The sequence below is a fragment of the Telluria sp. ZT3P39 genome, assembly GCF_059685935.1.
This window is the reverse complement of sequence record NZ_JCASIH010000005.1, coordinates 224,509-247,693: the sequence shown is the minus strand read 5'-3', so window position 1 is coordinate 247,693 and position 23,185 is coordinate 224,509. Positions and strand designations below refer to the sequence as shown.

Annotated in this window: 23 protein-coding genes and 1 tRNA gene; 8 read left to right on the top strand and 16 right to left on the bottom strand. The window is 66.3% G+C overall.

From position 1 onward, the window contains the following. The first annotated feature begins 179 nt into the window (after positions 1–179). From AC56LR_RS08110 to AC56LR_RS08095, 4 genes are all read left to right on the top strand, one after another. On the top strand, positions 180–467 hold the full coding sequence (locus tag AC56LR_RS08110; protein ID WP_497129332.1) for a DUF493 family protein: 288 nt from the start codon (positions 180–182) through the stop codon (positions 465–467). 84 nt (positions 468–551) lie between these two features. Next, positions 552–1,241, top strand: coding sequence for a lipoyl(octanoyl) transferase LipB (lipB, locus tag AC56LR_RS08105; protein ID WP_497129331.1), 690 nt, complete (start codon positions 552–554; stop codon positions 1,239–1,241). A gap of 25 nt (positions 1,242–1,266) precedes the next feature. Continuing rightward, a complete protein-coding gene (lipA, locus tag AC56LR_RS08100; RefSeq protein ID WP_497129330.1) occupies positions 1,267–2,262 on the top strand; it encodes a lipoyl synthase in 996 nt (331 codons plus the stop codon). A gap of 169 nt (positions 2,263–2,431) precedes the next feature. Beyond that, positions 2,432–4,420 (top strand): helicase-related protein, encoded by a 1,989-nt coding sequence (locus AC56LR_RS08095; RefSeq protein ID WP_497129329.1) that lies wholly within the window; start codon positions 2,432–2,434, stop codon positions 4,418–4,420. Between the two features lie 12 nt (positions 4,421–4,432). On the opposite strand, the gene AC56LR_RS08090 is transcribed toward AC56LR_RS08095, so the two are convergent. Next, positions 4,433–5,329: an MBL fold metallo-hydrolase gene (locus AC56LR_RS08090; RefSeq protein ID WP_497129328.1), complete on the bottom strand. Its 897-nt coding sequence runs from the start codon at positions 5,327–5,329 to the stop codon at positions 4,433–4,435. Positions 5,330–5,446: 117 nt separating this feature from the next. On the opposite strand from AC56LR_RS08090, the gene AC56LR_RS08085 reads away from it, so the two are divergent. Then, positions 5,447–6,439, top strand: coding sequence for a GlxA family transcriptional regulator (locus AC56LR_RS08085; RefSeq protein ID WP_497129327.1), 993 nt, complete (start codon positions 5,447–5,449; stop codon positions 6,437–6,439). Between the two features lie 64 nt (positions 6,440–6,503). Next, a complete protein-coding gene (locus tag AC56LR_RS08080; protein WP_497129326.1) occupies positions 6,504–6,929 on the top strand; it encodes a PaaI family thioesterase in 426 nt (141 codons plus the stop codon). 4 nt (positions 6,930–6,933) lie between these two features. On the opposite strand, the gene AC56LR_RS08075 is transcribed toward AC56LR_RS08080, so the two are convergent. The 5 genes from AC56LR_RS08075 to AC56LR_RS08055 form a co-directional block, all read right to left on the bottom strand. Then, positions 6,934–7,452, bottom strand: coding sequence for a TlpA disulfide reductase family protein (locus tag AC56LR_RS08075; RefSeq protein WP_497129325.1), 519 nt, complete (start codon positions 7,450–7,452; stop codon positions 6,934–6,936). Between the two features lie 53 nt (positions 7,453–7,505). Then, the gene (locus tag AC56LR_RS08070; RefSeq protein WP_497129324.1) at positions 7,506–8,126 is read right to left on the bottom strand and encodes a BON domain-containing protein; all 621 of its coding nucleotides are present in this window, start codon (positions 8,124–8,126) and stop codon (positions 7,506–7,508) included. Beyond that, on the bottom strand, positions 8,119–8,715 hold the full coding sequence (locus tag AC56LR_RS08065) for a phosphoheptose isomerase (RefSeq protein ID WP_489874799.1): 597 nt from the start codon (positions 8,713–8,715) through the stop codon (positions 8,119–8,121). Before AC56LR_RS08065 ends, AC56LR_RS08070 begins: the two co-directional genes overlap by 8 nt. 67 nt (positions 8,716–8,782) lie before the next feature. Further along, a complete protein-coding gene (locus tag AC56LR_RS08060) occupies positions 8,783–9,142 on the bottom strand; it encodes a YraN family protein (protein ID WP_497129323.1) in 360 nt (119 codons plus the stop codon). 1 nt (position 9,143) lies between these two features. Next, positions 9,144–10,418: a penicillin-binding protein activator gene (locus AC56LR_RS08055; RefSeq protein ID WP_497129322.1), complete on the bottom strand. Its 1,275-nt coding sequence runs from the start codon at positions 10,416–10,418 to the stop codon at positions 9,144–9,146. Positions 10,419–10,429: 11 nt separating this feature from the next. Between AC56LR_RS08055 and rsmI the strand changes: the two genes are divergently transcribed. Beyond that, on the top strand, positions 10,430–11,335 hold the full coding sequence (rsmI, locus tag AC56LR_RS08050) for a 16S rRNA (cytidine(1402)-2'-O)-methyltransferase (RefSeq protein WP_497129321.1): 906 nt from the start codon (positions 10,430–10,432) through the stop codon (positions 11,333–11,335). Positions 11,336–11,466: 131 nt separating this feature from the next. Here the strand turns inward: rsmI and AC56LR_RS08045 are convergent, their stop codons facing one another. Next, on the bottom strand, positions 11,467–12,045 hold the full coding sequence (locus AC56LR_RS08045) for a hypothetical protein (RefSeq protein WP_497129320.1): 579 nt from the start codon (positions 12,043–12,045) through the stop codon (positions 11,467–11,469). Positions 12,046–12,182: 137 nt separating this feature from the next. Here AC56LR_RS08045 and AC56LR_RS08040 point away from each other — a divergent pair. Further along, positions 12,183–12,259, top strand: a tRNA-Pro gene (locus AC56LR_RS08040). A gap of 97 nt (positions 12,260–12,356) precedes the next feature. On the opposite strand, the gene AC56LR_RS08035 is transcribed toward AC56LR_RS08040, so the two are convergent. The 9 genes from AC56LR_RS08035 to AC56LR_RS07995 all read right to left on the bottom strand — a co-directional run bounded on the left by AC56LR_RS08035 (position 12,357) and on the right by AC56LR_RS07995 (position 23,173). After that, entirely contained in the window at positions 12,357–13,277 is a 921-nt protein-coding gene (locus AC56LR_RS08035; RefSeq protein ID WP_497129319.1) for a hydroxymethylglutaryl-CoA lyase, read from the bottom strand. Between the two features lie 5 nt (positions 13,278–13,282). After that, the gene (locus AC56LR_RS08030) at positions 13,283–14,212 is read right to left on the bottom strand and encodes a 2-hydroxyacid dehydrogenase (RefSeq protein ID WP_497129318.1); all 930 of its coding nucleotides are present in this window, start codon (positions 14,210–14,212) and stop codon (positions 13,283–13,285) included. 26 nt (positions 14,213–14,238) lie between these two features. Further along, a complete protein-coding gene (locus AC56LR_RS08025; protein ID WP_497129317.1) occupies positions 14,239–16,263 on the bottom strand; it encodes an acetyl/propionyl/methylcrotonyl-CoA carboxylase subunit alpha in 2,025 nt (674 codons plus the stop codon). Between the two features lie 65 nt (positions 16,264–16,328). Continuing rightward, positions 16,329–17,363, bottom strand: coding sequence for a biotin synthase BioB (gene bioB / locus AC56LR_RS08020; RefSeq protein WP_497129316.1), 1,035 nt, complete (start codon positions 17,361–17,363; stop codon positions 16,329–16,331). A 21-nt stretch (positions 17,364–17,384) separates the two neighbouring features. After that, positions 17,385–18,215 carry a dethiobiotin synthase gene (gene bioD, locus AC56LR_RS08015; RefSeq protein ID WP_497129315.1) on the bottom strand — a complete coding sequence of 277 codons (831 nt, stop codon included), beginning with the start codon at positions 18,213–18,215 and terminating at the stop codon, positions 17,385–17,387. Further along, entirely contained in the window at positions 18,212–19,411 is a 1,200-nt protein-coding gene (gene bioF / locus AC56LR_RS08010) for an 8-amino-7-oxononanoate synthase (protein ID WP_497129314.1), read from the bottom strand. The genes bioD and bioF overlap by 4 nt, the downstream gene beginning before the upstream one ends. Before the next feature lies 1 nt (position 19,412). Beyond that, on the bottom strand, positions 19,413–20,753 hold the full coding sequence (gene bioA, locus AC56LR_RS08005; RefSeq protein ID WP_497129313.1) for an adenosylmethionine--8-amino-7-oxononanoate transaminase: 1,341 nt from the start codon (positions 20,751–20,753) through the stop codon (positions 19,413–19,415). Positions 20,754–20,766: 13 nt separating this feature from the next. After that, complete coding sequence (locus AC56LR_RS08000; RefSeq protein ID WP_497129312.1) at positions 20,767–21,552, bottom strand: enoyl-CoA hydratase/isomerase family protein; 786 nt, start codon at positions 21,550–21,552, stop codon at positions 20,767–20,769. Positions 21,553–21,565: 13 nt separating this feature from the next. After that, positions 21,566–23,173 (bottom strand): carboxyl transferase domain-containing protein, encoded by a 1,608-nt coding sequence (locus AC56LR_RS07995; protein ID WP_497129311.1) that lies wholly within the window; start codon positions 23,171–23,173, stop codon positions 21,566–21,568. Positions 23,174–23,185 lie beyond the last annotated feature (12 nt).

Sequence of the window (23,185 nt, the reverse complement as noted above, 5' to 3'; positions counted from 1 at the left end):
CCGCCTTGGCATGCCTCGACTCACTTGACCTCAACTACTCGAACCGCCCGGTGCGGACCCGCATGCCGGGTGGTGTGGGAGGGGACCGGCTGGATAACTGGCCGCCCCTATCCCGATTTCCGCCAGTGCAGCACCATATTGAAGCAGCTACAATGCTGCTTTACACAGGACGAAAAGCCATGGACCCGAAAGATAGCCTCATCGACCCCAAAGATTCCCTCATCGAATACCCGAGCGAGTTCCCGATCAAGGTGATGGGGCCGACGCACATCGACTTCGCACCGACGATCATCGAGATCGTCACCGGTTTCGATCCGACCTTCCATGCCGGCAAGGTGGAGACCCGTCCTTCTTCCAAAGGCAATTACACCGGCCTGACCGTCAACGTCTGGGTCACCAGCCGCGAAATGCTGGACGACGTCTACCGCGCGCTGTCGACCCACGCCATGGTCAAGATGGTGCTGTAAAGCCACTGCGGGAGGGCCCTGGCGGGCGCGAGCCATCGCGCTGGCTTATAATGACCGGGCTGTCCATATTCCCGCTTGATACCCATGCTCCCGACCCGTCCCGCCACGCCGCTCATCCGCGCGCTCGGCCGCGCCGACTATGAACCAACCTTCGCCGCAATGCGCGCCTTTACCGACGCGCGCACGCCCGAGTCGCAGGACGAACTGTGGATCGTCGAGCACCCGCCCGTGTTCACGCTGGGCCTGGGCGCCGACCGCGCCCACGTGCTGGCGCCCCATGGCGTGCCGGTGGTCCAGACCGATCGCGGCGGCGAAGTGACCTACCACGGTCCCGGCCAGGTCGTGATCTATCTCCTGATGGACCTGCGCCGCAACAAACCGGGCGGCAAGCTGTATGCGCGCCAGTTTGTGGAGAAAATCGAACAGGCGGTGATCGACGTGCTGGCGGCGTATAATCTCGCGGGCGAACGTGTCGCCGGGGCGCCCGGCATCTACATGGCAGGCGGCCCGCGCAAGGGCGCGAAGATCGCCGCCCTCGGCCTCAAGGTACGCGGCAACGGCTGCACCTACCATGGGGTCTCGCTGAACGTGGCGATGGACCTGGCCCCGTTCACCTGGATCAACCCGTGCGGTTACTCTGGCCTGGCCACGGTCGACATGCGCACGATGGGAGTGGAAGCACCGCTGGAGGATGTCCAGCAGGCGCTGGCGCAACAACTGGTGCGCCAACTGGTATCGGCCGAAGCGGCCGAACCGGCAACGAACAACCTCTAAAGGAAGCCCGCCAGGGCACTAGCCTATGACTACCGAAACCACCAACGCCAGCGACGTCGCTGCTCCCGTCTACAACGCCAGCGACAAGCAAAAAGGCGCCAACAAGACCTCGCGCATCCCGATCAAGATCGTGCCGATCGCCGACGCCGAGCGCCTGAAGAAGCCCGACTGGATCCGCGTGAAGGCAGCGACCGCGTCGTCGCGCTTCTACGAGATCAAGGACATCCTGCGCGCCAACAACCTGGTGACGGTGTGCGAAGAAGCCAGCTGCCCGAACATCGGCGAATGCTTCGGCAAGGGCACCGCGACCTTCATGATCATGGGCGACAAGTGCACCCGCCGCTGCCCGTTCTGCGACGTCGGCCACGGCCGCCCGGATCCGCTCGACGTCAACGAGCCGGGCAACCTGGCCAAGACCATCGCCGACCTGCGCCTGTCCTATGTCGTGATCACCTCGGTCGACCGCGACGACCTGCGCGACGGCGGCGCCGGCCACTTCGTCGAGTGCATCCAGAAGACCCGCGCCCAGTCGCCAAGCACCAAGATCGAAGTGCTGGTGCCGGACTTCCGCGGCCGCCTGGCCAAGGCGCTGGCGATCTTCGCCGACGGCCTGCCGGACGTCATGAACCACAATCTGGAAACCGTGCCGCGCCTGTACAAGGAAGCCCGTCCGGGCGCCGACTACAAGCACTCGCTCGAGCTGCTGCGCGACTTCAAGGCGCTGTACCCGAACGCCGTGACCAAGTCCGGCATCATGGTCGGTCTGGGCGAGACCGACGAAGAAATCCTGCAGGTGATGCGCGACATGCGCGAGCACAACGTCGAGATGCTGACCATCGGTCAGTACCTGGCGCCGTCGAACTCGCACCTGCCGGTGCGCCGCTACGTGCACCCGGACCAGTTCAAGAAGTTCGAGGAAGCGGCCTACGAGATGGGCTTCGTGCACGCGGCAGTCGGCGCGATGGTGCGCTCGTCGTATCACGCGGACCAGCAGGCGCATAACGCGGGCGTCGCCGCCTGATGTCGTAGGGTGGTCGGCTTCGCCGACCGCGCGTTCAACCGGTGCGTGATTATCCGATGCGCGTCGGTTCAAGCGTGAATTGAACGCGCGGGCGGAATCCGCCCACCCTACCGTGCGTCCCCGCTTGCTGCGATATAGTTGATAGCAACTAGACATCCCGCAAGCAACCATGACCCAATCCCACCTCCCTCCCGACGACACCCAGGACGACGACGCCTTCCTGGAACGCGAACTCGACTTCTCCGAGCGCGGCATCGAGCTGGTAAAAATGGAAGGCCGCGTCTTCCTGCGCTTCTCGGGCGAAGTGCGCTACGAAGGCCTGCGCGTTCCCTACCGCCTGGTGCCTGCGCGCGGCGTGCTGGCCAAGCCGAGCAAATGGCGCAAGATGGACCTGCGGGCCCGGCGCGACGTCTTGGCGGAACGCGCGACGCCCGACGCGCTCGAGCAGCTGCAGACCGAAGCCGAAGATTTCGTGCGCCACATCGCCGAAGAGGCCGACGATTTCGGCTGGAACCCGATGCTCTTTCTCGACGTGCTCGACGAGCTGGAAACCTCGGAGCCGGCCGAGTACGTTTTCCAGCGCATTTCGCAGCGCCTGGCGCATGCGGTCGAACGCGAGCAGGAAGAGCGCCACGCCGCGCGCACCAAGGAAAGCATCAACCTGGCCGAGTATCCCGAGTCCTTCGACGTCGCCAGCCGCATGCAGCGCAAGTTCATCGCGCTGCTCGGCCCCACCAATTCGGGCAAGACCCACCGCGCGATGGAGGCGCTGGCCAAGGCCGAAAGCGGCGTGTATCTCGCACCGCTGCGCCTGCTGGCGCTGGAAAACTACGAGCGCCTGCAGGCTGCGCGCCCGCACGGTAAACCGATCAAGGTGAGCCTGATCACCGGCGAGGAGCGCCGCATCGCCGAAGGTGCGACCCACGTCGCCAGCACGGTCGAGATGTTGAATACTAGGACCGAGGTCGAAGTGGCCGTCATCGACGAGATCCAGATGCTGGCCGACCGCGACCGCGGCGCCGCCTGGACGGCCGCCGTGTGCGGCGCGCCCGCCTCCACCGTGTTTCTGGTCGGCGCACCGGAAGCGCGGCGCGCGATCGAGGCGCTGGCCGAGCGCCTCGAAGTGCCGCTCGAAGTGCACGTGTTGAAGCGCATGGCGCCGCTGGCGATGGAAGCTGGACCGGTGCGTAAACTCGGCAACTTGCGGCGCGGCGATGCCGTCATCGCCTTCTCGCGGCGCGACGTCCTGATGTGGCGCGACATGATCACCGAGAAGGGCCTGTCGGTGGCCACCGTGTACGGCAACCTGTCGCCGGAAGTGCGGCGCGCGCAGGCGGAACGCTTCCGCGAGGGCCAGGCCGACATCGTGGTCGGCACCGACGCGCTGGCGATGGGCCTGAACATGCCGATCGCCCGCATCGTGATGACCACGGCGGTGAAGTACAACGGGGTCGAGGAAGAAGAGATCTCGGCGGCGCTGGCCAGGCAGATCGCCGGCCGGGCAGGGCGCTACGGCGTGCATGAAGAAGGTTTTGTCGCCGGCTACGACGACGAGACCCATTCCGTGATGCGCTCGCTGATGAAGGAAAAGATCCCGCCGGTGGCGGCCAATGGCTTTGCGGTGGCGCCCTCGCTCGAGCAGCTGCACCGCATTTCGTCGGTCACGGGCGAGACCTCGCTGGTCAAGCTGCTCAAGCGTTTCGTGCACAACATCGACGTGCCGGACGGCTTCTTCTACCCGCGCATCACCGAGGAACAGAACGAGCGCGCCGAATGGCTGGACACGCTGCCACTGAGCGTGGCGGACAAGTTCATGCTGTCGCTGGTGCCGATTTCAAGCCGGGTGCCGACCCTGCAAAGCGCCTGGGAGCACTGGGCGCTGTCGCTGGCCAAGAAGCGCATCTGCAAGCTGACCCCGCCCACGCAGCAGTTGTTCTACATGAATTTGCAGGAGGTCGAGGACACCTGCCGCCTGTATTCGGCCTATGCCTGGCTGGGCTACCGCGAGCCGGAATTCTTCCCGAGTATCGAGCTGGCACAGCAACTGGCGCGCGAGGCGTCGGAAAGGGTGGATGCGATGCTGCAGCAGCAGAATACGGCGGCGCGGCAGAAGGGTGGGGGCCAGAAGCAGGGCAGCGGCGCGCGCCGCCGCCGCTGAACCGGCTGCCGGTCAGAACTGGTAAGCCTGGCCGTCTTCCGGCACCAGCACGCGCCGCGCATCCATGCCGGTAGCCTTGATGTGCTCGCGCAGGTCGGCGCGGCTTTGCATCATGTGGTTGACCGCTTCCATGTGGCTGCCGATCACCGTCGCGCGGGGCGCGGCCTGGTAGGCGCGCGACAGGTCGTCCCGGCCCATGATGATCGAGCCGTCGAAGCCTAGCAGCCGGGCGTAGCCCGTGTTGAGCACGATCACGTCCGGCCGGTAGCTGCGGATGGCCTGGTCCACTTGCGCATGCCACACCGTATCGCCGGCGATGTACACGGTCTTGTGGCCGGGACGCTGGAACACGATGCCGGACACCTGGCCCAGCAGGGCGCCCGCGGGCGAAGCCATCATGGCGTCGCTGCCGTGCTGGCCGCCGGTTTTCGCCAAGCGCACTCCCTTGAACTCGGTGGCGCTGCCGAGCACCCGCACATCCGTGAAGCCATCCTTGCGGATCGCCTGCGCATCGGCGTCGTTCTGCGCGAATATCGGAATGGTCTTGGGCAGCAGGCGCTTGGCGGCGTCATCCCAGTGGTCCAGGTGGGTGTGCGAGACGATCACCGCGTCGGCGCGCATGACCTCGTCCACCGGCATGGGCAGTTCCACCAGGGGATTGCGCAGCTCGCTGTTATAGGTTCCCGGGAAGCCCGGATAGGCGCCTTTCGCGGCAAGCATCGGGTCGACCAGGAAGGTCGTACCGGCATACGTGACCTTGAGCGTGGCGTTGCGGATCTGCTGGACGCGAACGGACGGCGCCGCGCTCGTGCCGGCTTGCGGGTCGATGACGCTTGCCGGGGTGGTGCACCCGGCAAGCAGGGCGAGGGCAGTGGCGGCGAGTGGGATGGAATAGCTGGAAAAACGCATGGTGGGTCCTGTGGTGTGGTTGGCAAGAAGGCCGCTGCCTTCTCCTTGATGCCATTCTCGGGCCATCTTTTGGTCACGAAAAGTGGCCTGAAGGACGATCTGCGATAAAATCGGGCCATGCACCTATTGAATGAACCGTCGCGCCCGCGCTACCGGGTGGCCATCGTCGCCTTCGACGACATGACGCCTTTCCACTTGTCCGTACCCTGCCTGGTCTTCGGCACGGTGCACGACGACCCGGCGGCGCCCGCCTTCGATGTCGTCGTGTGCGCCGTCGAGGCCGGGGTGCTGCGCACCTCGGCCGGCTTTGCGATTACCGCCGAACAGGGGCTGGAGGCGCTGGAGGATGCCGACATTGTGTTCATGCCGGCTTGGCACGACGACTGCCGTCCTGCCCCGGCGGTGCTGCTCGGCGCGCTGCAGCGCGCCCATGCGCGCGGGGCCACGGTGGTAGGACTGTGCTTGGGCGCGTTTCCGCTGGCCGAAGCGGGCCTGCTCGACGGCCGGGGGGCGACGACGCACTGGGGCTGCGCCGACGACATGATGTCCAGCTATCCGAAGGTGAAGGTCGACCGCGAGGTCTTGTATGTGGACGAAGGCAGCGTCCTGACCTCGGCTGGCGTCGCGGCCGGCCTGGATTGCTGCCTGCACCTGCTGCGCCGGCTCGCAGGCGCGGAGGTGGCGAACCGCGTCGCCCGCAAACTGCTAGTGGCGCCGCACCGCGAGGGCGGGCAGGCGCAGTTCATCGAGCGTCCGCTGCCGGTGTCGCACAGCGACAGCCGCTTCGCCGGCGTGCTCGCCTGGATCATGGAGCATCTCAGCGAAGACCACAGCATCGATGCGCTGGCCGAGCGGGCCGCCATGAGCCGCCGTAACTTCACGCGGCACTTCCGCCAGGCGACCGGCGCTTCGTTCAAGCAGTGGCTGTTGAACCAGCGCGTGGCCTACGCGCAGCGCATGCTCGAAGGCAGCGACGTGTCGATCGACCACATCGCCCAGCAGGCGGGCTTCGGATCGGCGCTGTCGCTGCGCCAGCATTTCCGCGCCAGCCTGCATACTTCGCCGTCGGCTTACCGCAAGCTGTACCGGATTGCATCGCCCGCGGCCTGAAGCCCGGGCTGCAGCCGGCAGGCGCACGGTGTACGATCTCGGTTTCGACAACCCAGGAACACCAGTGAGCATCGATTCGAAACACACTCCAGAATCCTTCAACGAATTCGGCAAGTCCTATCTCCCCGGCCACCTCGGCATCCGCATCACCGAAGTAGCCGAAGGCCGCGTGGCCGCCGAGCTGCCCGTCGTGCCGCACCTGCTGGCCCCGAACGGCTACCTGCACGCCGGCAGCGTGGTCACGCTGGCCGATACGGCGGCCGGCTACGCCTGCATCGCCAACCTGCCGGAAGGCGCGCACAGCTTCACCACCATCGAATTGAAATCGAACCATTTGGGCACGGCGCGCCAGGGCACGATTGCGGTCGTGGCGACCGCCGTGCACCTGGGGCGCACGACGCAGGTATGGGATGCGGTCGTGACGGACAAAGATAGCGGCAAGACGATTGCGCTGTTTCGCTGCACCCAGATGATCCTCTACCCGAAGTAAAGGATCAGCCGGCGAGCTCTTTTTCGATCAGCTTGTGCAGGGCCGGGAATTCCGGCTCGCCGACATAGCGCTTGATGATCTTGCCGTTCTTGTCGATCAGGAAGGTCGTCGGCGTCAGGGTGACGTCGCCGAACTGCTTGGCGATGTCGCCGCCCGAGTCGAGCGCCACGATGAAGGGGAGCTTGCGGGTTTCCGTAAAATTCAGGACGTAGTTGGGCGGGTCGTACTGCATCGCCACCGCCACGAATTCCAGTCCTTGTCCCTTGTACTTCTCGTAGGTCTCGACCATCTGCGGCATCTCCTTGACGCAGGTGACGCAGGAAGTCGCCCAGAAATTCACCATCACGACCTTGCCGCGCATGGACTGGGTGCTGATCTTGTCGCCCTTGATGCTGATGAAGGTGACGTCGGGCGCTGCGCTGCTGCCGTTGAAGGAGGCGTAGCCGATGCCGGCCAGCGCCAGCATGGCCGCGCCGATGGCGGCGGGCCTGAACCAGGAGCGGGAAGAGGTGGATGCGGTCATGGGGAAGTGGATAAGAAAACGGCAGGACCGGAGTCCTGCCGCAGCAAGCAGGCTTAGCTAGCCTGGCCCGACTTGACGTCTTCTTCGCTGATGTACTCGAAGATCTTGACGACGCGGTTCACGCCGGCGACGCCCTTGGCGACATCGGCCGCGATATTGCCTTCACGCGGAGTGACGAGGCCCATCAGGTAGACCACGCCGCGCTCGGTGGTGACCTTGACCGAGGTGGCCGAGATGGTCTTCTTGTCGACCAGGCTGGCCTTGACCTTGGTGGTGATCAGGGCGTCGCTCGAACGCGAGGTATAGCTCGACGGTCCGGCCACTTCCAGCTCGTTGATCACCGAGACCACGTTCGAGATCTCGCGCACTTCGCGCTCGGCGGCCTGCTTCATGGCCTCGTCGCGCACTTCGCCGGTCAGCAGTACCTTGCGGTTGTAGCTGGTCACGTTGACATGGCCATGCTCGCCGGTGAGCTGCTGCATCTTGATCTCGGCCTTGACGTTGATCGACTTGTCTTCGGTCTGCATGCCGATGGTGCGGCGGTCATTTGCGGAGACAGCGGTCATCACAGCGCCACCTACGGCCAGGCCGATACAGCCCGACAGCGAGGCAGCCAGCGCGGTGCCCAGTACGATTTTTGATACCAGGCCGGCCAGCGGGCGCTTGTTATTCATTCTCATCTCCTCCGAACAATGCGACGTCGATGCCGTCGCAAATGCAGTGAATCGCGACCAGATGGACTTCCTGGATGCGAGCGGTACGTGCGTGAGGCACGTTGATATGGACATCGGCATCGGTCAGCAGCTTGGCAAGCGCGCCGCCGTCCTTGCCGGTGAAGGCCACGATACGCATTTCGCGTTCCAGCGCCGCCTCGACCGCAGCGAGCACGTTGGCCGAGTTGCCCGAGGTCGAAATCGCCAGCAGGACGTCGCCGGCCTGGCCGAAGGCCTGCACCTGCTTCGAGAAGATCTCCCGGAAGCTGTAGTCGTTGCCGACCGCGGTCATGATCGAGGTATCGCAGGTCAGGGCGATGGCGGGCAGCGGGAAACGCTCGCGCTCGAAACGGCCGACGAGTTCGGCAGCAAAGTGCTGGCAATCGGCAGCGGAACCGCCGTTACCGCAGGCCAGGATCTTGTTGCCGTTGGACAAAGCGCCGAACATGAGTTCGATCGCCTGCGAGATAGGTTGGGCGAGAGTAGCAGCCGACTTCATTTTCAGGTCGGCGCTCTCCTGGAAGTGAGCGAGGATGCGTTGAGTATTCATAGCCGGGGATTATAGTGTAGTAGCAACGGTAGGCGGGCAAGCTCAGTAAAAATTGCTTACATTTCAATCAGTCAATAATGACATCTTGTAACCACTCGACCCGGCTGCCGTCGATGGCGACCACGTCGAAGCGGCAGGGCGGCGTGACGGGGAAACGCAGCAGGTAATACTCTGCCGCCCGCCGCAGGCGGCGGATCTTGGCGGGCGTGATGCTGGCGGCTGCGCCGCCGTGTTCGGCGCCGGCGCGCTGGCGCACCTCGACGAACACCAGCGTGTCGCCATCGCGCATGACCAGGTCGATTTCGCCGCCCTTGCAGCGGAAGTTTTCCTCGACCGGCTTCAAGCCCTGGCGTGTCAGGTGGCGCAGGGCGGCCTGCTCCCAGTCGCGGCCCTGGGCCTGCCGCAATGACAGGCGCAGCGGCCACATGTCAGCGTGCGAAGGCTGCCGCTTCGAAGGTGCCGCCGTCGCGGTAGACCGTGCCGGTCTCCACGCGCCGGAACGAGGGGATGCCCGAGCCATTGCCCATGTCGATCGACAGGCGGCCGGTGACGCCGTCGAGCTGGAAGGCACCGGTGGGACGCAGGGCCAGCTCGCGTGCGATGCGGTAGGCGTCGATGCCGAGCGCGTACAGGCGCTGCATGTCGAAGCCGTCGAGGGCGCCGCCCCAGCGCGGGTAGCTCGCCACCAGCGGGTGCTCGGGCTGCACGGTCCAGGGCAGGTCGAGGATGCGCACGCCGGCCAGTTCGGGCGCCTTGGTGGCGGGGTCGCGGCCCGGATTGACCGACGCGGTGCCATAGGTGGGCAGCGAGGTGCCGATGGCGCTGCGCACCTGGCGCAGCTGCACCGCGTCGAGCGCCGCGAAGATCAGTTGCGGCGGATCGGCCTGCATGCGTGCGCGCAACTCGGCCAGGGCGTTGCCGTCGACATAGCCGTCGCTGCTGGGCAGGTCGATCACGGAATTGTCCAGGCCCAGCTGCGACCAGCGCGCGGTGAAGGCGCCGCTCAGGCGCTGCTGCCAGGTGGCTGGGCCGGTCAGCACCAGGGCGCGGCCGCCCGGCTGTTCGGCGGCGGCCCAGTCGGCAACCTGGCGCGCTTCGTCTTCGAGCGAGAGGCCGACCACCAGCATCTGGCGTGGCAGCGAACCGTCGATTTGCGGGTGGTTCAGTGCAATGGTCGGGCGGCTGACGGCTCCGCTGGTCGCCAGCGCGGCCACGGCGGGCCGGGCCAGCGGGCCGACCACGATGTCGTGCTCCGGCGCGGCACGGGCGTAGGCGTCGAGCGTGGCCTGGGTGGAGTCGCTGGTGGGAATGACGTTGACGGTCACGCCGGTGCGGTCGCGCTCGTAGCCGGCCATGAAGCCGGCGCGCACCGCTTCGGCTGGCTGGGCGAGCGAGCCGGACTGCAAGGGCAGCAGCAGGGCGATGCGCACGCCCTTGGCAAGGGCATCGGCGGCGAGCGGGCGGCCGTCGCTCGGGGGCGGCAGTTCGACCGGGCTGGTCCGGGCAGGCTCAAGGGGAGGAGGGGGCGTATAGCCGGGTTCGGTAGGCGGCGGGCTTGCACTCGGCGCGGCGGGCGCGCACAATCCGCCCGGTACGCCGCAGCCGGTGTCGGGTGGCAAGGGCGTACTGCCGCATCCCGCCAGCAGGCCGAACGAGGCCAGCGCAGTTGTCGCAAGCAGTGCCTTGATATTTTTCTTCAGCATCGGAACCCCTTATGACAGAACAGCAGACCATCGACATCGCCCGGCTACCCGTCATGGGCGAAGCGGCCCAGCAGTCCTATCCTACCGCAACGCTGTATGTCGTGGCTACACCGATCGGCAACGTCACCGACATCACGCTGCGCGCGCTGCACCTGCTGGCGCTGGCCGATGTCGTGGCCTGCGAAGACACCCGCAAGACCGGCGCGCTGCTGCAGCGTTTCGGTTTAACGAAGCAAACGATTGCCGCCCACATGCACAACGAGCGCGAGGTCGCCGACAAGATCGTCGAGCGCCTGCAGGGCGGGCAACGGGTGGCGCTGGTGTCCGACGCCGGCACCCCGGCCGTGTCGGACCCGGGCGCGCGAATCGTCGATGCGGTGCGCGCCGCCGGCCTGAACGTGGTGCCGCTGCCGGGACCATCGGCGGCGATCACGGCGCTGTCGGCGAGCGGCCTGGTGAACGACCGTTTTCACTTCGTCGGCTTCCTGCCGGCCAAGCCGAAGCAGCGCGAATCGGCGCTGGCGTTGCTGGCACGCGAAACGTCGACGCTGGTCTTCTACGAAGCGCCGCACCGGATCGTCGAATGCGTCGAAGGGCTCGTCGCGACCTTCGAGCCGGCCCGCCAGGTCGTGTTCGCACGCGAGCTGAGCAAGATGTTCGAAGAAATCCACCGCTGCGAGCTGAAGGAAGCGCTGGCCTGGGTCAAGGCCGACCAGCACCGCGAGCGCGGCGAATTCGTCGTGCTGGTCGAAGGCGCAGTGGCGGAAACGGATGCCCAGGATGTCGAGGCCGAGCGCATCCTGCAGATTTTGCTGACGGAATGTTCGGTGAAGCAGGCCGCGAACCTGGCAGCCCAGATCACGGGCCGCAAGAAGAACGCCTTGTACGACCGCGCCCTGCAGATAAAAAGCGCGTAGGGAGGGCGGCTTCGCCGCCCGCGCGTTCAAATTACCGATGTGTAGTGGCGGATCAACTCTGGGTTGAACGCGCGGCCGGGAAACCCGGCCACCCTACGTGTTTCTGCTAACTGAACGGCATCACCCTCGCCTCACCACTTACACCCACTATCCTTCTTGTCCATCGCCAGGAACAGCGGCGCCAGCAATCCCCCCGGAATCCCATCCTTGCAATTGCGCCGCTTCGCCTTGCTGATCGCCCGCGCCGCCTTCGATTCCGTCTCCAGCGGCGGCTCCGGAAATTGCGCCAGCGCCGTTCCCTCCCGACCGAGCTTGGTCTGACCTGCCAGCGCGCGCGCCGTCTGCCTCGCCGCATTCAGATCGAACTCCGGCGCGTCGTCCGTCGTGGAGCCCGATTCTTTCGGCTGCTGCACGACAAACGCATCCGGCGACGGCTGCTCCCTTGACTCCGGCACCGCAATCACCCGCTTCGCCGCCGACTTGCGGGTGCTGCGCGCCGGCCTCTCCTCTGCGACACGCGCTTGCGGTGCCTCTTCCACACGCGGCGGGAGCGGCCGGATCGATACGACAAGGGGTTCCGGCTCCGGTTCGAACGCGGGCAGCTTCGGTCCGCTGTGGCGATAAGCAAACATCAGCAGCACGTGCACGGCAATCGACACGCCGATGCCTGCGAGAAAACGCCTGTTTCCCCGCACCCTGTGATCATCCATACCGTACTGCGCTGCAAAGTTCACAATATTGTCTGCCTGAACATTGTCGAAATGACGAGGCAAAGAATACGGTGGGTCACTTATTTTGCCCTTAAACCCTTGACCGAAGCCTGCTTCCCCGATATGATCTTGGTCTTCGGAGTGTAGCGCAGCCCGGTAGCGCACCTGGTTTGGGACCAGGGGGTCCAAGGTTCGAATCCTTGTACTCCGACCAGCATTAAGAAAAAAGCCGACAGTGAAAACTGTCGGCTTTTTTCGTTTACAGCCCTGTCCGGCAGCCGGGGCGTCGCCCGGCGCCGGAGGGGCAAGGGTCAGCCCGCCCGTTTGGCCGCGATGGCATTCCCCGCGCGGCTGGCGCCCTTGCGGCCCAGCTGCTGCGAAATGAACTGTCCGGCGTCGACCACCTGGTCCAGGTCGATGCCGGTCTCGATCCCCAGGCCGTGCATCAGGTACAGCACGTCCTCGGTCGCCACGTTGCCGGTGGCGCCCTTCGCATACGGGCAGCCGCCCAGTCCCGACACCGACGAGTGGAAGATCGCCACGCCGACTTCGAGCGCCGCGTAGATGTTGGCCAGCGCCTGGCCATAGGTATCGTGGAAGTGGCCGGACAGCTGCAGCAGCGGGAATTCGCGGCTGGCCGCCAGCATCACGCTTTGCGTCTGGCGCGCCGTCCCGACGCCGATGGTGTCGGCGATATCGATCTCGTCGCAACCCAGGTCGCGCATGCGGCGCACCACGTCGGCCACTGCCTCGAGCGAGACCTCGCCCTGGTAGGGGCAGCCGAAGGCCGTGCTGATCGAGCCGCGCAGGCGCAGGCCGTTGGCCTTGGCGGCCTTGGCCACCGGCTCGAAGCGCGCGATCGATTCCGCGATCGAGCAGTTGATGTTCTTTTGCGAGAAGGCTTCCGAGGCCGAGCCGAAGATCACAACTTCATCGGCCTTCGCTTGAAGCGCCGCTTCGAAGCCCTGCATGTTCGGCGTCAGCGCCGAATAAATCGTGCCGGGCAGGCGTTCGATGCCGGCCATGACCTCGCTGCTGGTGGCCATCTGCGGCACCCATTTCGGCGACACGAAGGACGCCGCCTCGACATTCGGGATGCCGGCGCGCGCCAGGCGGTTGACCAGCTCGATCTTGACCGCGGCCGACAGCGCCTCTTTCTCGTTCTGCAGGCCGTCGCGCGGCCCCACTTCGACAATCTTGACCTTCTTCGGCAAGCTGGCTTGTTGGTTCATGCTGTTCAGTATCCTAATTGGCGGTCGACGAGGTCGGCGACCGGTTGGCCGCTTTCCAGTGCCGCGATCTTGTCGGCGATCTGGCGCACGGCGTCATGGCGCACCGTGAGCGCCGAGATATGCGGGGTGATGGTAATGCGCGGCTCGTTCCAGAACGGGTGCGGCGCCGGCAGCGGCTCGTGGCGGAACACGTCGAGCGTGGCGCCCACGATGTGGCCCGAGCGGATCAGGGTCATCAGGTCGGGCTCGGCCAGGATCGGGCCGCGCGCGACGTTGATGAGGTAGGCGCCGGGCAGCAGCTTGCCCATGTTGTGGCGGTCGAGCAGGTTGGCCGTGTCAAGCGTGAGCGGCAGCATGCAGACCAGCACGCGGGTGCCGCGCAGGAAAGCATCCAGCCCATCCGGGCCATGGAAGCATTCGACGCCCGGGATGTCCTTGGGCGTGCGGCTCCAGCCGCGGACCGGGAAGCCGAACAGGCGCATCGCCTCGACCACCGGCAGCCCCAGCCTGCCCAGGCCCATGATCCCGACCGGGAAATCCTGTTTCGGGATCTGCGGCAGCGGGTTCCAGGCGCCGTGGCGCGCCTGCTGCTCGTATTCCTCGAAGCGGCGGAAATAGCGCAGCACGGCGTGCGTGACGTATTCGGCCATCTGCACGCCCATGCCGGCGTCGCCCAGGCGCACGATCGGCACCGGGGGCAGTGCGTCGCCGAGCTTGAGCAGGGCGTCGACACCGGCGCCCATCAGGAAGATCGCCCGCACGTGCGCGAGCTGGTCGAGCAGGGCCGGCGTGGGGCTCCACAACACGGCGTAGTCGCAGGGCGGCAGGGCTTCGCCTTCGCGCCAGGCGAAGGTTTCCACGTGCGGCATGAGGGCGGCGAATTCGCGCGCCCACGGCTCGATCACGCCGTCTTCGCGGAACAGGAGTATGCGCATGGTGGCTCCCCTCTTTTGTGGTGTTGTTAGGCCGCCTTGAACGCCAGCAGCGGTGCGCCATCGGCCACCTGGTCGCCGACCTGGTACAGGACTTCTTCCACCAGGCCGTCGCTCGGCGCCGCAATCGTGTGTTCCATCTTCATGGCTTCCATGATCACCAGCGGTTCGCCCTTTTTCACTTCCTTGCCGGCCACGGCCAGCACGGCTACCACCTTGCCCGGCATCGGCGCGGTCAGGCGGCCCCCCGCGGCTTCCTGTTCGCCCGCATGGGCCATCGGGTCATTGTACGCCAGCGTGACATGACGGCCGCCCGTGAAGACGTGGAACAAGTCGCCGTCGCGGCGCACGCTGCCGTGCAGCGAGGTTTCGCCCAGGCGGATGGTCAGCTCGGAACCTTCCTGGCGCACCAGCGCGAGCGGCTGGCGCTCGCCATTCGCATCGACCTCCCAGCCGTGGGAGGTATAGGTGAGGCCCACCTGGTAGCCGCCGTCCTTGCCCGTGAACTCATCGGCGAACGACAGCACGCGGCGGTAGGCGCTGTTCATGCGCCAACCGCTGGCCTGCGCCCACGGCTCGGCGGGATTCAGCGCTCCACGCTGCGTCTCACCAAGGCTCAATGCCAGCGCCGCCAATGCCAGCGCGCCCACGGGCGCGGCAGATGGGGCCGGGAACAGGGTCTCGCCGTGGCGCTCGATCAGGCCGGTGTCCAGGTCCGCGCTCGAGAAGGCCTCGCCTTCGATCAGGCGCTTGAGGAAAGCGATATTGGTCGCCAGGCCCACGATCTGGAATTCGCTGAGGGCCTGCGACAGCCGCGCCAGTGCCTGGGTGCGGTCCGCGCCCCAGACGATCAGCTTGGCGATCATCGGGTCGTAGAAGGGCGAGATGGCGTCGCCCTCGCGCACGCCCGAATCGACGCGCACGCTGGCAGGGTCCAGCCCAAAAGCGCCCAGCTCGAATTCGACCGCTGCTGGCGTGTCCATGTGGCGCAAGGTGCCGATGGAAGGCAGGAAGCCTTTCTCGGGGTTCTCGGCATAGATGCGCGCTTCGATCGAATGGCCGTGGATGCCAAGCTCGCTCTGTTTCTTCGGCAGCGGCTGGCCGGCGGCCACGCGCAGCTGCCACTCGACCAGGTCGGTCCCGGTGATCATCTCGGTGACCGGATGCTCCACCTGCAGGCGGGTATTCATCTCCATGAAGTAGAAGGAGCCGTCCTGGTTGGCGATGAATTCCACCGTGCCCGCGCCCACGTAACCGACGGCGCGCGCGGCGCTCACGGCCGCTTCACCCATGGCCGCGCGGCGGTCCGGCGGCATGTTCGGCGCCGGCGCTTCTTCCAGCACTTTCTGGTGGCGGCGCTGCACCGAGCAGTCGCGCTCGTGCAGGTAGACGCAGTTGCCCAGGGTATCGGCGAACACCTGGATTTCGATGTGGCGCGGGCGGATCAGGTATTTCTCGACCAGTACCTTGTCGTCGCCGAAGGAGCTGATTGCCTCGCGCTTGCACGAAGCCAGCGCGGCCTCGAAGTCTTCCGAGCGCTCGACCACGCGCATGCCCTTGCCGCCGCCGCCGGCGCTGGCTTTGAGCAGCACCGGATAGCCGATGCGGTCGGCCTGCTCGCGCAGGAATGTCGGCTCCTGGTTGTCGCCGTGGTAGCCCGGAACCAAGGGAACGTTGGCGCCTTCCATCAGCTGCTTGGCGGCCGATTTCGAACCCATCGCGCGCATCGAGGAACCCGGCGGCCCGATGAAGACCAGGCCCGCGGCCTGCACGGCTTCGGCGAATTCCGCGTTCTCCGACAGGAAGCCGTAGCCCGGGTGGATCGCCTGGGCGCCCGTGGCTTTCGCGACCTCGATGATCTTCTGGCCGCGCAGGTAGCTTTCCTTGGCGGCGGCCGGGCCGATCAGCACCGCCTCATCGCAGACCGCCACGTGTTTCGATCCTGCGTCGGCTTCCGAATAGACGGCGACGGTGCGGATACCCATGCGGCGCGCGGTGGCGGCGACACGGCAGGCGATTTCGCCACGGTTGGCGATGAGGATTTTGGTGAACATGCGTTGTCTTTCGCTTCTTGATTGTCAGTTCATGAGCGGCCGTGTCTCCCCGGCCGCAGCGTGGTTCAGCAGGCGCAGGCGGCTTTCGGGGCCGAATCGAGCGTCGCGGCGCGGGTCTTGAGACCCAGCTTTGCCAAGAGCACGCGGTCGTCGTCCGCTTCCGGATTGCCGGTGGTGAGCAGCTTGTCGCCGTAGAAGATCGAGTTGGCGCCGGCCATGAAGCACATCGCCTGCACGGCCTCGCCCAGCTCGCGGCGGCCGGCGGACAGGCGCACGCGCGCTTCCGGCATGGTGATGCGGGCGACGGCAATGGTGCGCACGAATTCGATCGGGTCGAGCTTTTCGATGCCGTGCAGCGGCGTGCCTTCCACCTGCACCAGGTGGTTGACCGGCACCGATTCCGGATACGGGTTCAGGTTGGCCAGTTGGGCGATCAGGCCGGCGCGCTGTTCGCGCGTCTCGCCCATGCCCACGATGCCGCCGCAGCAGACCTTCAGGCCGGCGCTGCGCACGCGGCCCAGCGTGTCCAGGCGGTCCTGGTATTCGCGGGTCGAGATCACGTTGTCGTAGAAGTCCGGCGCGGTGTCGATGTTGTGGTTGTAGTAGTCCAGGCCCGCGCGCTTGAGCTGTTCGGCCTGGCCTTCTTCCAGCATTCCCAGCGTCGCGCAGGTTTCCATGCCCAGTGCTTTGACTTCACGCACCATGGTCTCGACCTTTTCCATGTCGCGTTCCTTCGGGCTGCGCCATGCGGCGCCCATGCAGAAGCGCGTGGCGCCGCTGGCCTTGGCCTGGCGCGCGGCATCGAGCACGGTGTCGAGGTCGAGGATCTTCTTGGCCTCGACGCCGGTGTCGTAGCGCGCGGCTTGCGGGCAGTAGCCGCAGTCTTCCTCGCAGCCGCCGGTCTTGATCGACAGCAGGGTGGCAAGTTCGACGTCGCCGTCCGGGAAATGCGCACGGTGCAGGGTCTGGGCGCGGTGCATCAGCTCCGTGAACGGCAGCTCGAACAGCGCCAGTACGTCGGCCAGCGGCCAGGTGGCGTTCTCCGCCTGCTTGATGGCGGCGACAGGGCGGTGCAGGGCGACGGTATTAAGTTGGCTCATTTCGTTTCCTTCAGTGTGAGACTAGACGCGTGGGGAATGCCAGCCCGGCAGTCCCGCAAGGTCGATGAATTCGGCGGCGGCGGCGGCCGTCGGGTCTTGCAGCCGCGGCACGTGGCCCAGCAGGGGCGCCGGGATGCGCTGTTGCAGCGCTTCGATGTTTTCGGCTTCGTAGCGCATGTCCGGGTCGACGGTATTGGCGACCCAGCCGGCCAGCACCAGCCCGCGCGCGACGATCGCTTCGACCGTGAGCAGCGCGTGGCTGATGCAGCCCAGGCGCAGGCCCACCACCAGGATCACCGGCAGGTTCAGCTGCGCGGCCAGGTCGGCGCTGTCGAAGGCGTCGTTGAAGGGCACGCGGAACCCCCCCACGCCTTCGACTACCACGGCGTCCGACGCCGCCTGGATTTCGGTGTACGCGGCCAGGATAGGGACGGCCTCGATGGTCACGCCTTCCAGCGCCGCGGCGATGTGCGGCGCGGCCGGCTCCTTGAGCATGAAGGGTGTCGTGATGCTGATCGGGAAGTGCACGTTGCCGGCGGCGCGCAGCATGTCGGCGTCCTCGTTATGCAGTTCGCCGTCGATCATGGTGGCGCCGGCCGCAACGGGCTTCATGCCGCAGGCACGGCGCCCGCTCGCCGCCAGCTTGTACAGGATGGCGCTGGAGACCAGGGTCTTGCCGATCTCGGTGTCGGTGCCGGTGACGAAGCAGCAAAAGCGCGACGGGATGGCGTCCAGCGCGCGTGCTTCCGGCTGCGCTTCAAACACCGGCTCCGCCACTTCGGCGACGCCTTGCGCATGGCCCGGGGCGATCACGTCCGGGGTCAGCGCCGTCGGCTCGTTCAAATTATTCATGTCGTGGCCCTTTCCAGTTCATTGAGCGCGCCTGCCAGCAGCAGCACCTCTTCAGCCGTGTGTGCAGCCGACAGCGTCACGCGCAGGCGCGCGGTGCCCGGCGCCACGGTCGGCGGGCGGATCGCCGGCACCCACAGGCCCTGCTCGTGCAGGCCGGCAGCCACGCGCAGGGCAGCGTCGTTGCTGCCGATGATGACGGGCTGGATCGCAGTGTTCGAGGCCGCCAGCTCCCAGCGCTGCAGGCGCAGTGCGCCCTGCAGGCGGTCCACCAGGGCCGCCAGGTGGGCGCGGCGCTGCCTGCCTTCCGGGCCGCCGATGATGTCCAGGCTGGCCTGCAGCGCATGCGCCAGCGCGGGTGGCGCGGCGGTCGTGTAGATGTAGGGGCGCGAGCGCTGCACCAGCAGCTCGATCAGGCTGGCATGCGCGGCAATGAAGGCGCCGCCCACGCCGGCCGCTTTGCCGAGCGTGCCCATGTAGACCAGGTTCGGCGAGCGCAGATCGAAATGCTCGAGCGCGCCGCGGCCGTTTTCTCCCAGCACGCCGAAGCCGTGGGCATCGTCCACCACCAGCCAGGCGCCGTGGCGCTCGCATAGCGCCAGGAGTTCGGGCAGTGGCGCCAGGTTGCCGTCCATGCTGAACACGCTGTCGGTGACGACGATTTTGATGGCGGCGCTGCTGGCCTGCAGCAGCCGGTCCAGTGCGGCGACGTCCCCATGCGGATAGACCGTCACGCCGGCCTTGGCCAGGCGGGCGCCGTCGATCAGCGAGGCGTGGTTCAGCGCTTCCGAAAAAATCATGGCGTCGGCATCGGCGCCCAGGGCGGTGAGGATGGCGAGGTTGGCCATGTAGCCGGTGCACAGGTAGAGTGCGCGCGCCTTGTCGATATGCGGCGCCATCCACTCGGCCAGGCGGTGTTCCAGCAGCGCGTGCGCGCGGCTGTGGCCACTGACGAGGTGCGAGGCGCCGCTGCCGGCGCCGTAGCGGCTGGCGCCTTCGCGCAGCGCTTCGATCACCAGCGGATGCGCCGCCAGGCCAAGATAATCGTTGCTGCAGAAGGCCAGCATCGGGCGGCCATCGACGACCTGGCGCGGTGCGCAGGCGCTGTCGGCCACGCGCAGGCGGCGCGTGAGGCTGTGCGCGGAAAGCGTGTCGAGCTTGCGGTCGATGGCGGCGAGGATGTTTGGAAATGCGTCCATGCTAGGGAGCGATCACCGATTCGAAGACCCGCTGGGTGCGCTCGGCCAGGCCGGCGATCTCTTCGTCATTCAGGATATACGGCGGCATCAGGTAGACGGTGCGGCCAATTGGGCGCAGCAGCAGTTCGTTCTCGACCGCGGTAGTGAAAAAGCGGCGCGAGAAGTTTGACGCGCGGACTGGATCGGTTTCCACCGCGTCGAACGCGAAGATCATGCCGTGTTGGCGGAAATGGCGTGTGCGGTCGTGCTCGGCCAGCGGCGCCAGCGCCACGGTCAGTTTCGTCGCCAGCTCGCGGTTGCGGTTCAGGACGTCGTCGTCCTCGAAGATCTGCAGCGTGGCCAGCGCCGCGCGGCAGGCCAGCGGGTTGCCGGTATAGGAGTGCGAGTGCAGGAAGCCGCGCGTGATGTCTTCGCTGTAGAAAGACTGGTAGATGGCGTCGCTGGTCAGTACCAGCGACAGCGGCAAATAGCCGCCGCTGATGCCTTTCGACAGGCACAAGAAGTCCGGCCAGATGGCGGCCTGCTCGCAGGCGAAGAAGGTGCCGGTGCGCCCGCAGCCCACGGCGATTTCGTCGGCGATCAGGTGTACCTGGTGCTGGTCGCACAGCTCGCGCAGCAGTTCCAGGTAGAGCGGCTCGTACATCGCCATGCCGGTCGCGCACTGCACCAGCGGCTCGACGATGATGGCGGCGATGCGCTCGCCGCGCGCCTCGAACAGGGCGCGCACATCGCCAATCGCGCGGCGCGCCACGTCCTGGGCCGATTCGCCTTCGTGCGCATTGCGCGCGTCGGGGCTGGGCACCACGTGCGAGGCGCGCAGCAGCGGGCCGTAGGCATCCTTGAACAGCGGCACATCGGTGACGGACAGCGCGCCGATGGTCTCGCCATGGTAGCTGCCCTGCAGGCAGACGAATTCCTGCTTGGCCGTGTGGCCGGCATTGCGCCACGAATGAAAGCTCATCTTCATGGCGATTTCCACCGCCGAGGCGCCGTCGGACGCATAGAAGGCGTGGCCCAGCGCGTGGCCGGTGAGGGCCGCCAGCTGCTCGGACAATTCGATCACCGGCTCGTGCGTGAAGCCGGCCAGCATCGCGTGTTCCAGCTTGTCCAGCTGGTCTTTCAGGGCCGCGTTGATGCGCGGGTTGGCGTGGCCAAACAGGTTGACCCACCAGGAGCTGATCGCGTCCAGGTAGCGCCGCCCTTCGTGGTCGTACAGCCAGGGACCCTTGCCGTGGCTGACCGCGATCAGCGGCACCTCTTCGTGGTGCTGCATCTGGGTGCACGGGTGCCACACACTGCGCAGGCTGCGTGCGATCCAGTCGGAAGAGGTTTGCGGCTTCAAGATGGTTCCAGTGTTAGTTCAGCCAGGTCGGCTTGCGCTTCTCGAGGAAGGAGGCGACGCCTTCCTTGCCCTCGCTCGATGCACGGATGGCGGCGATGCGGTTGGCGGTATCGAGCAGCAGCGCGTCGTCTACCTGTTGGCCCACGACTTCGCGCACCAGTTTTTTCGCTTGGCAGACGGCATGCGGACTGTTGGTCACCAGCGACTTGACGATGCCGGCCACGGTGGCGTCGAGCATGTCCGCCGCGACCACTTCATGTGCAAAACCGATGCGGTGGGCTTCACGCGCGTCGAAGCGCTCGGCGGTGAGGAAATAGCGGCGCGCCGCCTGCTCGCCCATCGCCTTGATGACATACGGCGAGATGGTGGCCGGGATCAGGCCCAGCTTGACCTCGGACAGGCAGAAGTTGGCCACTTCGCTGCTGACGACGATGTCGCAGGCCGCGACCAGGCCCATGCCGCCGGCGTAGCAGTCGCCCTGCACCTTGGCCACGGTGGGTTTCGGGCACAGGTAGATGGTGCGCAGCATGTCGGCCAGGCGCGCGGCGTCTTCCTGGTTCTCGCTGTGCGAGTAGCCGGCCATCTTCTTCATCCAGTTCAGGTCCGCGCCGGCGCAGAAGGCCGGGCCGTTCGCCCCCAAGACGATAGCGCGCACGCCTTCATGGCGTCCCAGTTCGTCGAAGGCCAGCGCCAGCTCGGCGATGGCGTGTTCGTTGAAGGCGTTGCGTACGTCCGGGCGGTTCAGGGTGACGGCAGCGACCTTGCCGTCGATGGCGATGGTGAGCGTTTGGTATTCCATTGTCAAGTTCCCTTTACATCCGGAAGACGCCGAACTTCGTGTCCTCGATCGGCGCGTTCAGCGCGGCCGACAGCCCCAGGCCCAGCACGGTGCGGGTATCGGCCGGGTCGATGACGCCGTCGTCCCACAGGCGCGCCGACGCGTAATACGGGTGGCCCTGGTGCTCGTACTGTTCCTTGATCGGCTGCTTGAAGGCGGCTTCTTCGTCCGCCGACCACTGGCCGCCCTTGCCCTCGATGCCGTCGCGCTTGACGGTGGCCAGCACCGACGCGGCCTGGTCGCCGCCCATGACGGAGATGCGCGCATTCGGCCACATCCACAGGAAGCGCGGCGAGAATGCGCGGCCGCACATGCCGTAGTTACCGGCGCCAAAACTGCCGCCGATGATGACGGTGAACTTCGGCACCGAAGCGGTAGCGACGGCCGTGACCATCTTGGCGCCGTTGCGGGCGATGCCTTCGTTTTCGTATTTGCGGCCAACCATGAAGCCGGTGATGTTCTGCAGGAAGACCAGCGGGATCTTGCGCTGGCAGCACAGTTCGATGAAATGGGTGCCCTTGAGCGCCGATTCCGAGAACAGGATGCCGTTATTCGCGATGATGCCGACCTTCATGCCGTAGATATGGGCGAAGCCGCAGACCAGCGTGGTGCCGTAGCGCGCCTTGAATTCGTCGAATTCACTGCCGTCCACCACGCGAGCAATCACTTCGCGCACGTCGAAGGGCTTGCGGGTGTCGACCGGAATCACGCCGTACAGTTCTTCCGGCGCGTGCTTCGGCTCCACGCTCTCGCGCAGCGCGCCCTGCGCAGGTTTCACACGGTTCAGGTTCGACACGATGGTGCGCGCCAGCGACAGCGCATGCAAATCGTTCTGGGCCAGGTGGTCGACCACGCCCGACAGGCGGGTATGGACGTCGCCGCCGCCCAGGTCTTCGGCCGTGACCACTTCGCCGGTCGCCGCTTTTACCAGCGGTGGGCCGCCCAGGAAGATGGTGCCCTGTTCCTTGACGATGATCGATTCGTCGCTCATCGCCGGCACGTAGGCGCCGCCGGCCGTGCACGAACCCATGACCACCGCGATCTGCGGGATGCCCTTGGCGGACAAATTCGCCTGGTTATAGAAGATGCGGCCGAAGTGGTCGCGGTCCGGGAACACGTCGTCCTGGTTCGGCAGGTTGGCGCCGCCCGAATCGACCAGGTAGATGCAGGGCAGGTTGTTCTGCTCGGCGATCTCCTGGGCGCGCAGGTGTTTTTTTACCGTCATCGGGTAATAGGTGCCGCCCTTGACGGTGGCGTCGTTACAGACGATCACGCATTCCTGGCCGGCCACGCGCCCGATGCCGGTGATGATGCCGGCCGCAGGCGCGGCGCCCTCGTACATCTCGTAGGCGGCCAACTGGGAGAATTCGAGGAAGGGCGTGCCCGGATCGAGCAGCATCTGCACGCGGTCGCGCGGCAGCAGCTTGCCGCGCGCGAGGTGCTTGGCACTGGCCGCTTCGCCGCCGCCCAGCGCGACTTGCGCGACCTTCGCGCGCAGGTCGTCGACGATCAGCTGCATGGCGGCCGCATTGGCCTTGAAGTCTTCGCCGCGCGGGTTGAGTTTGCTCTCGATCTGGGGCATATGGTCTCTTCT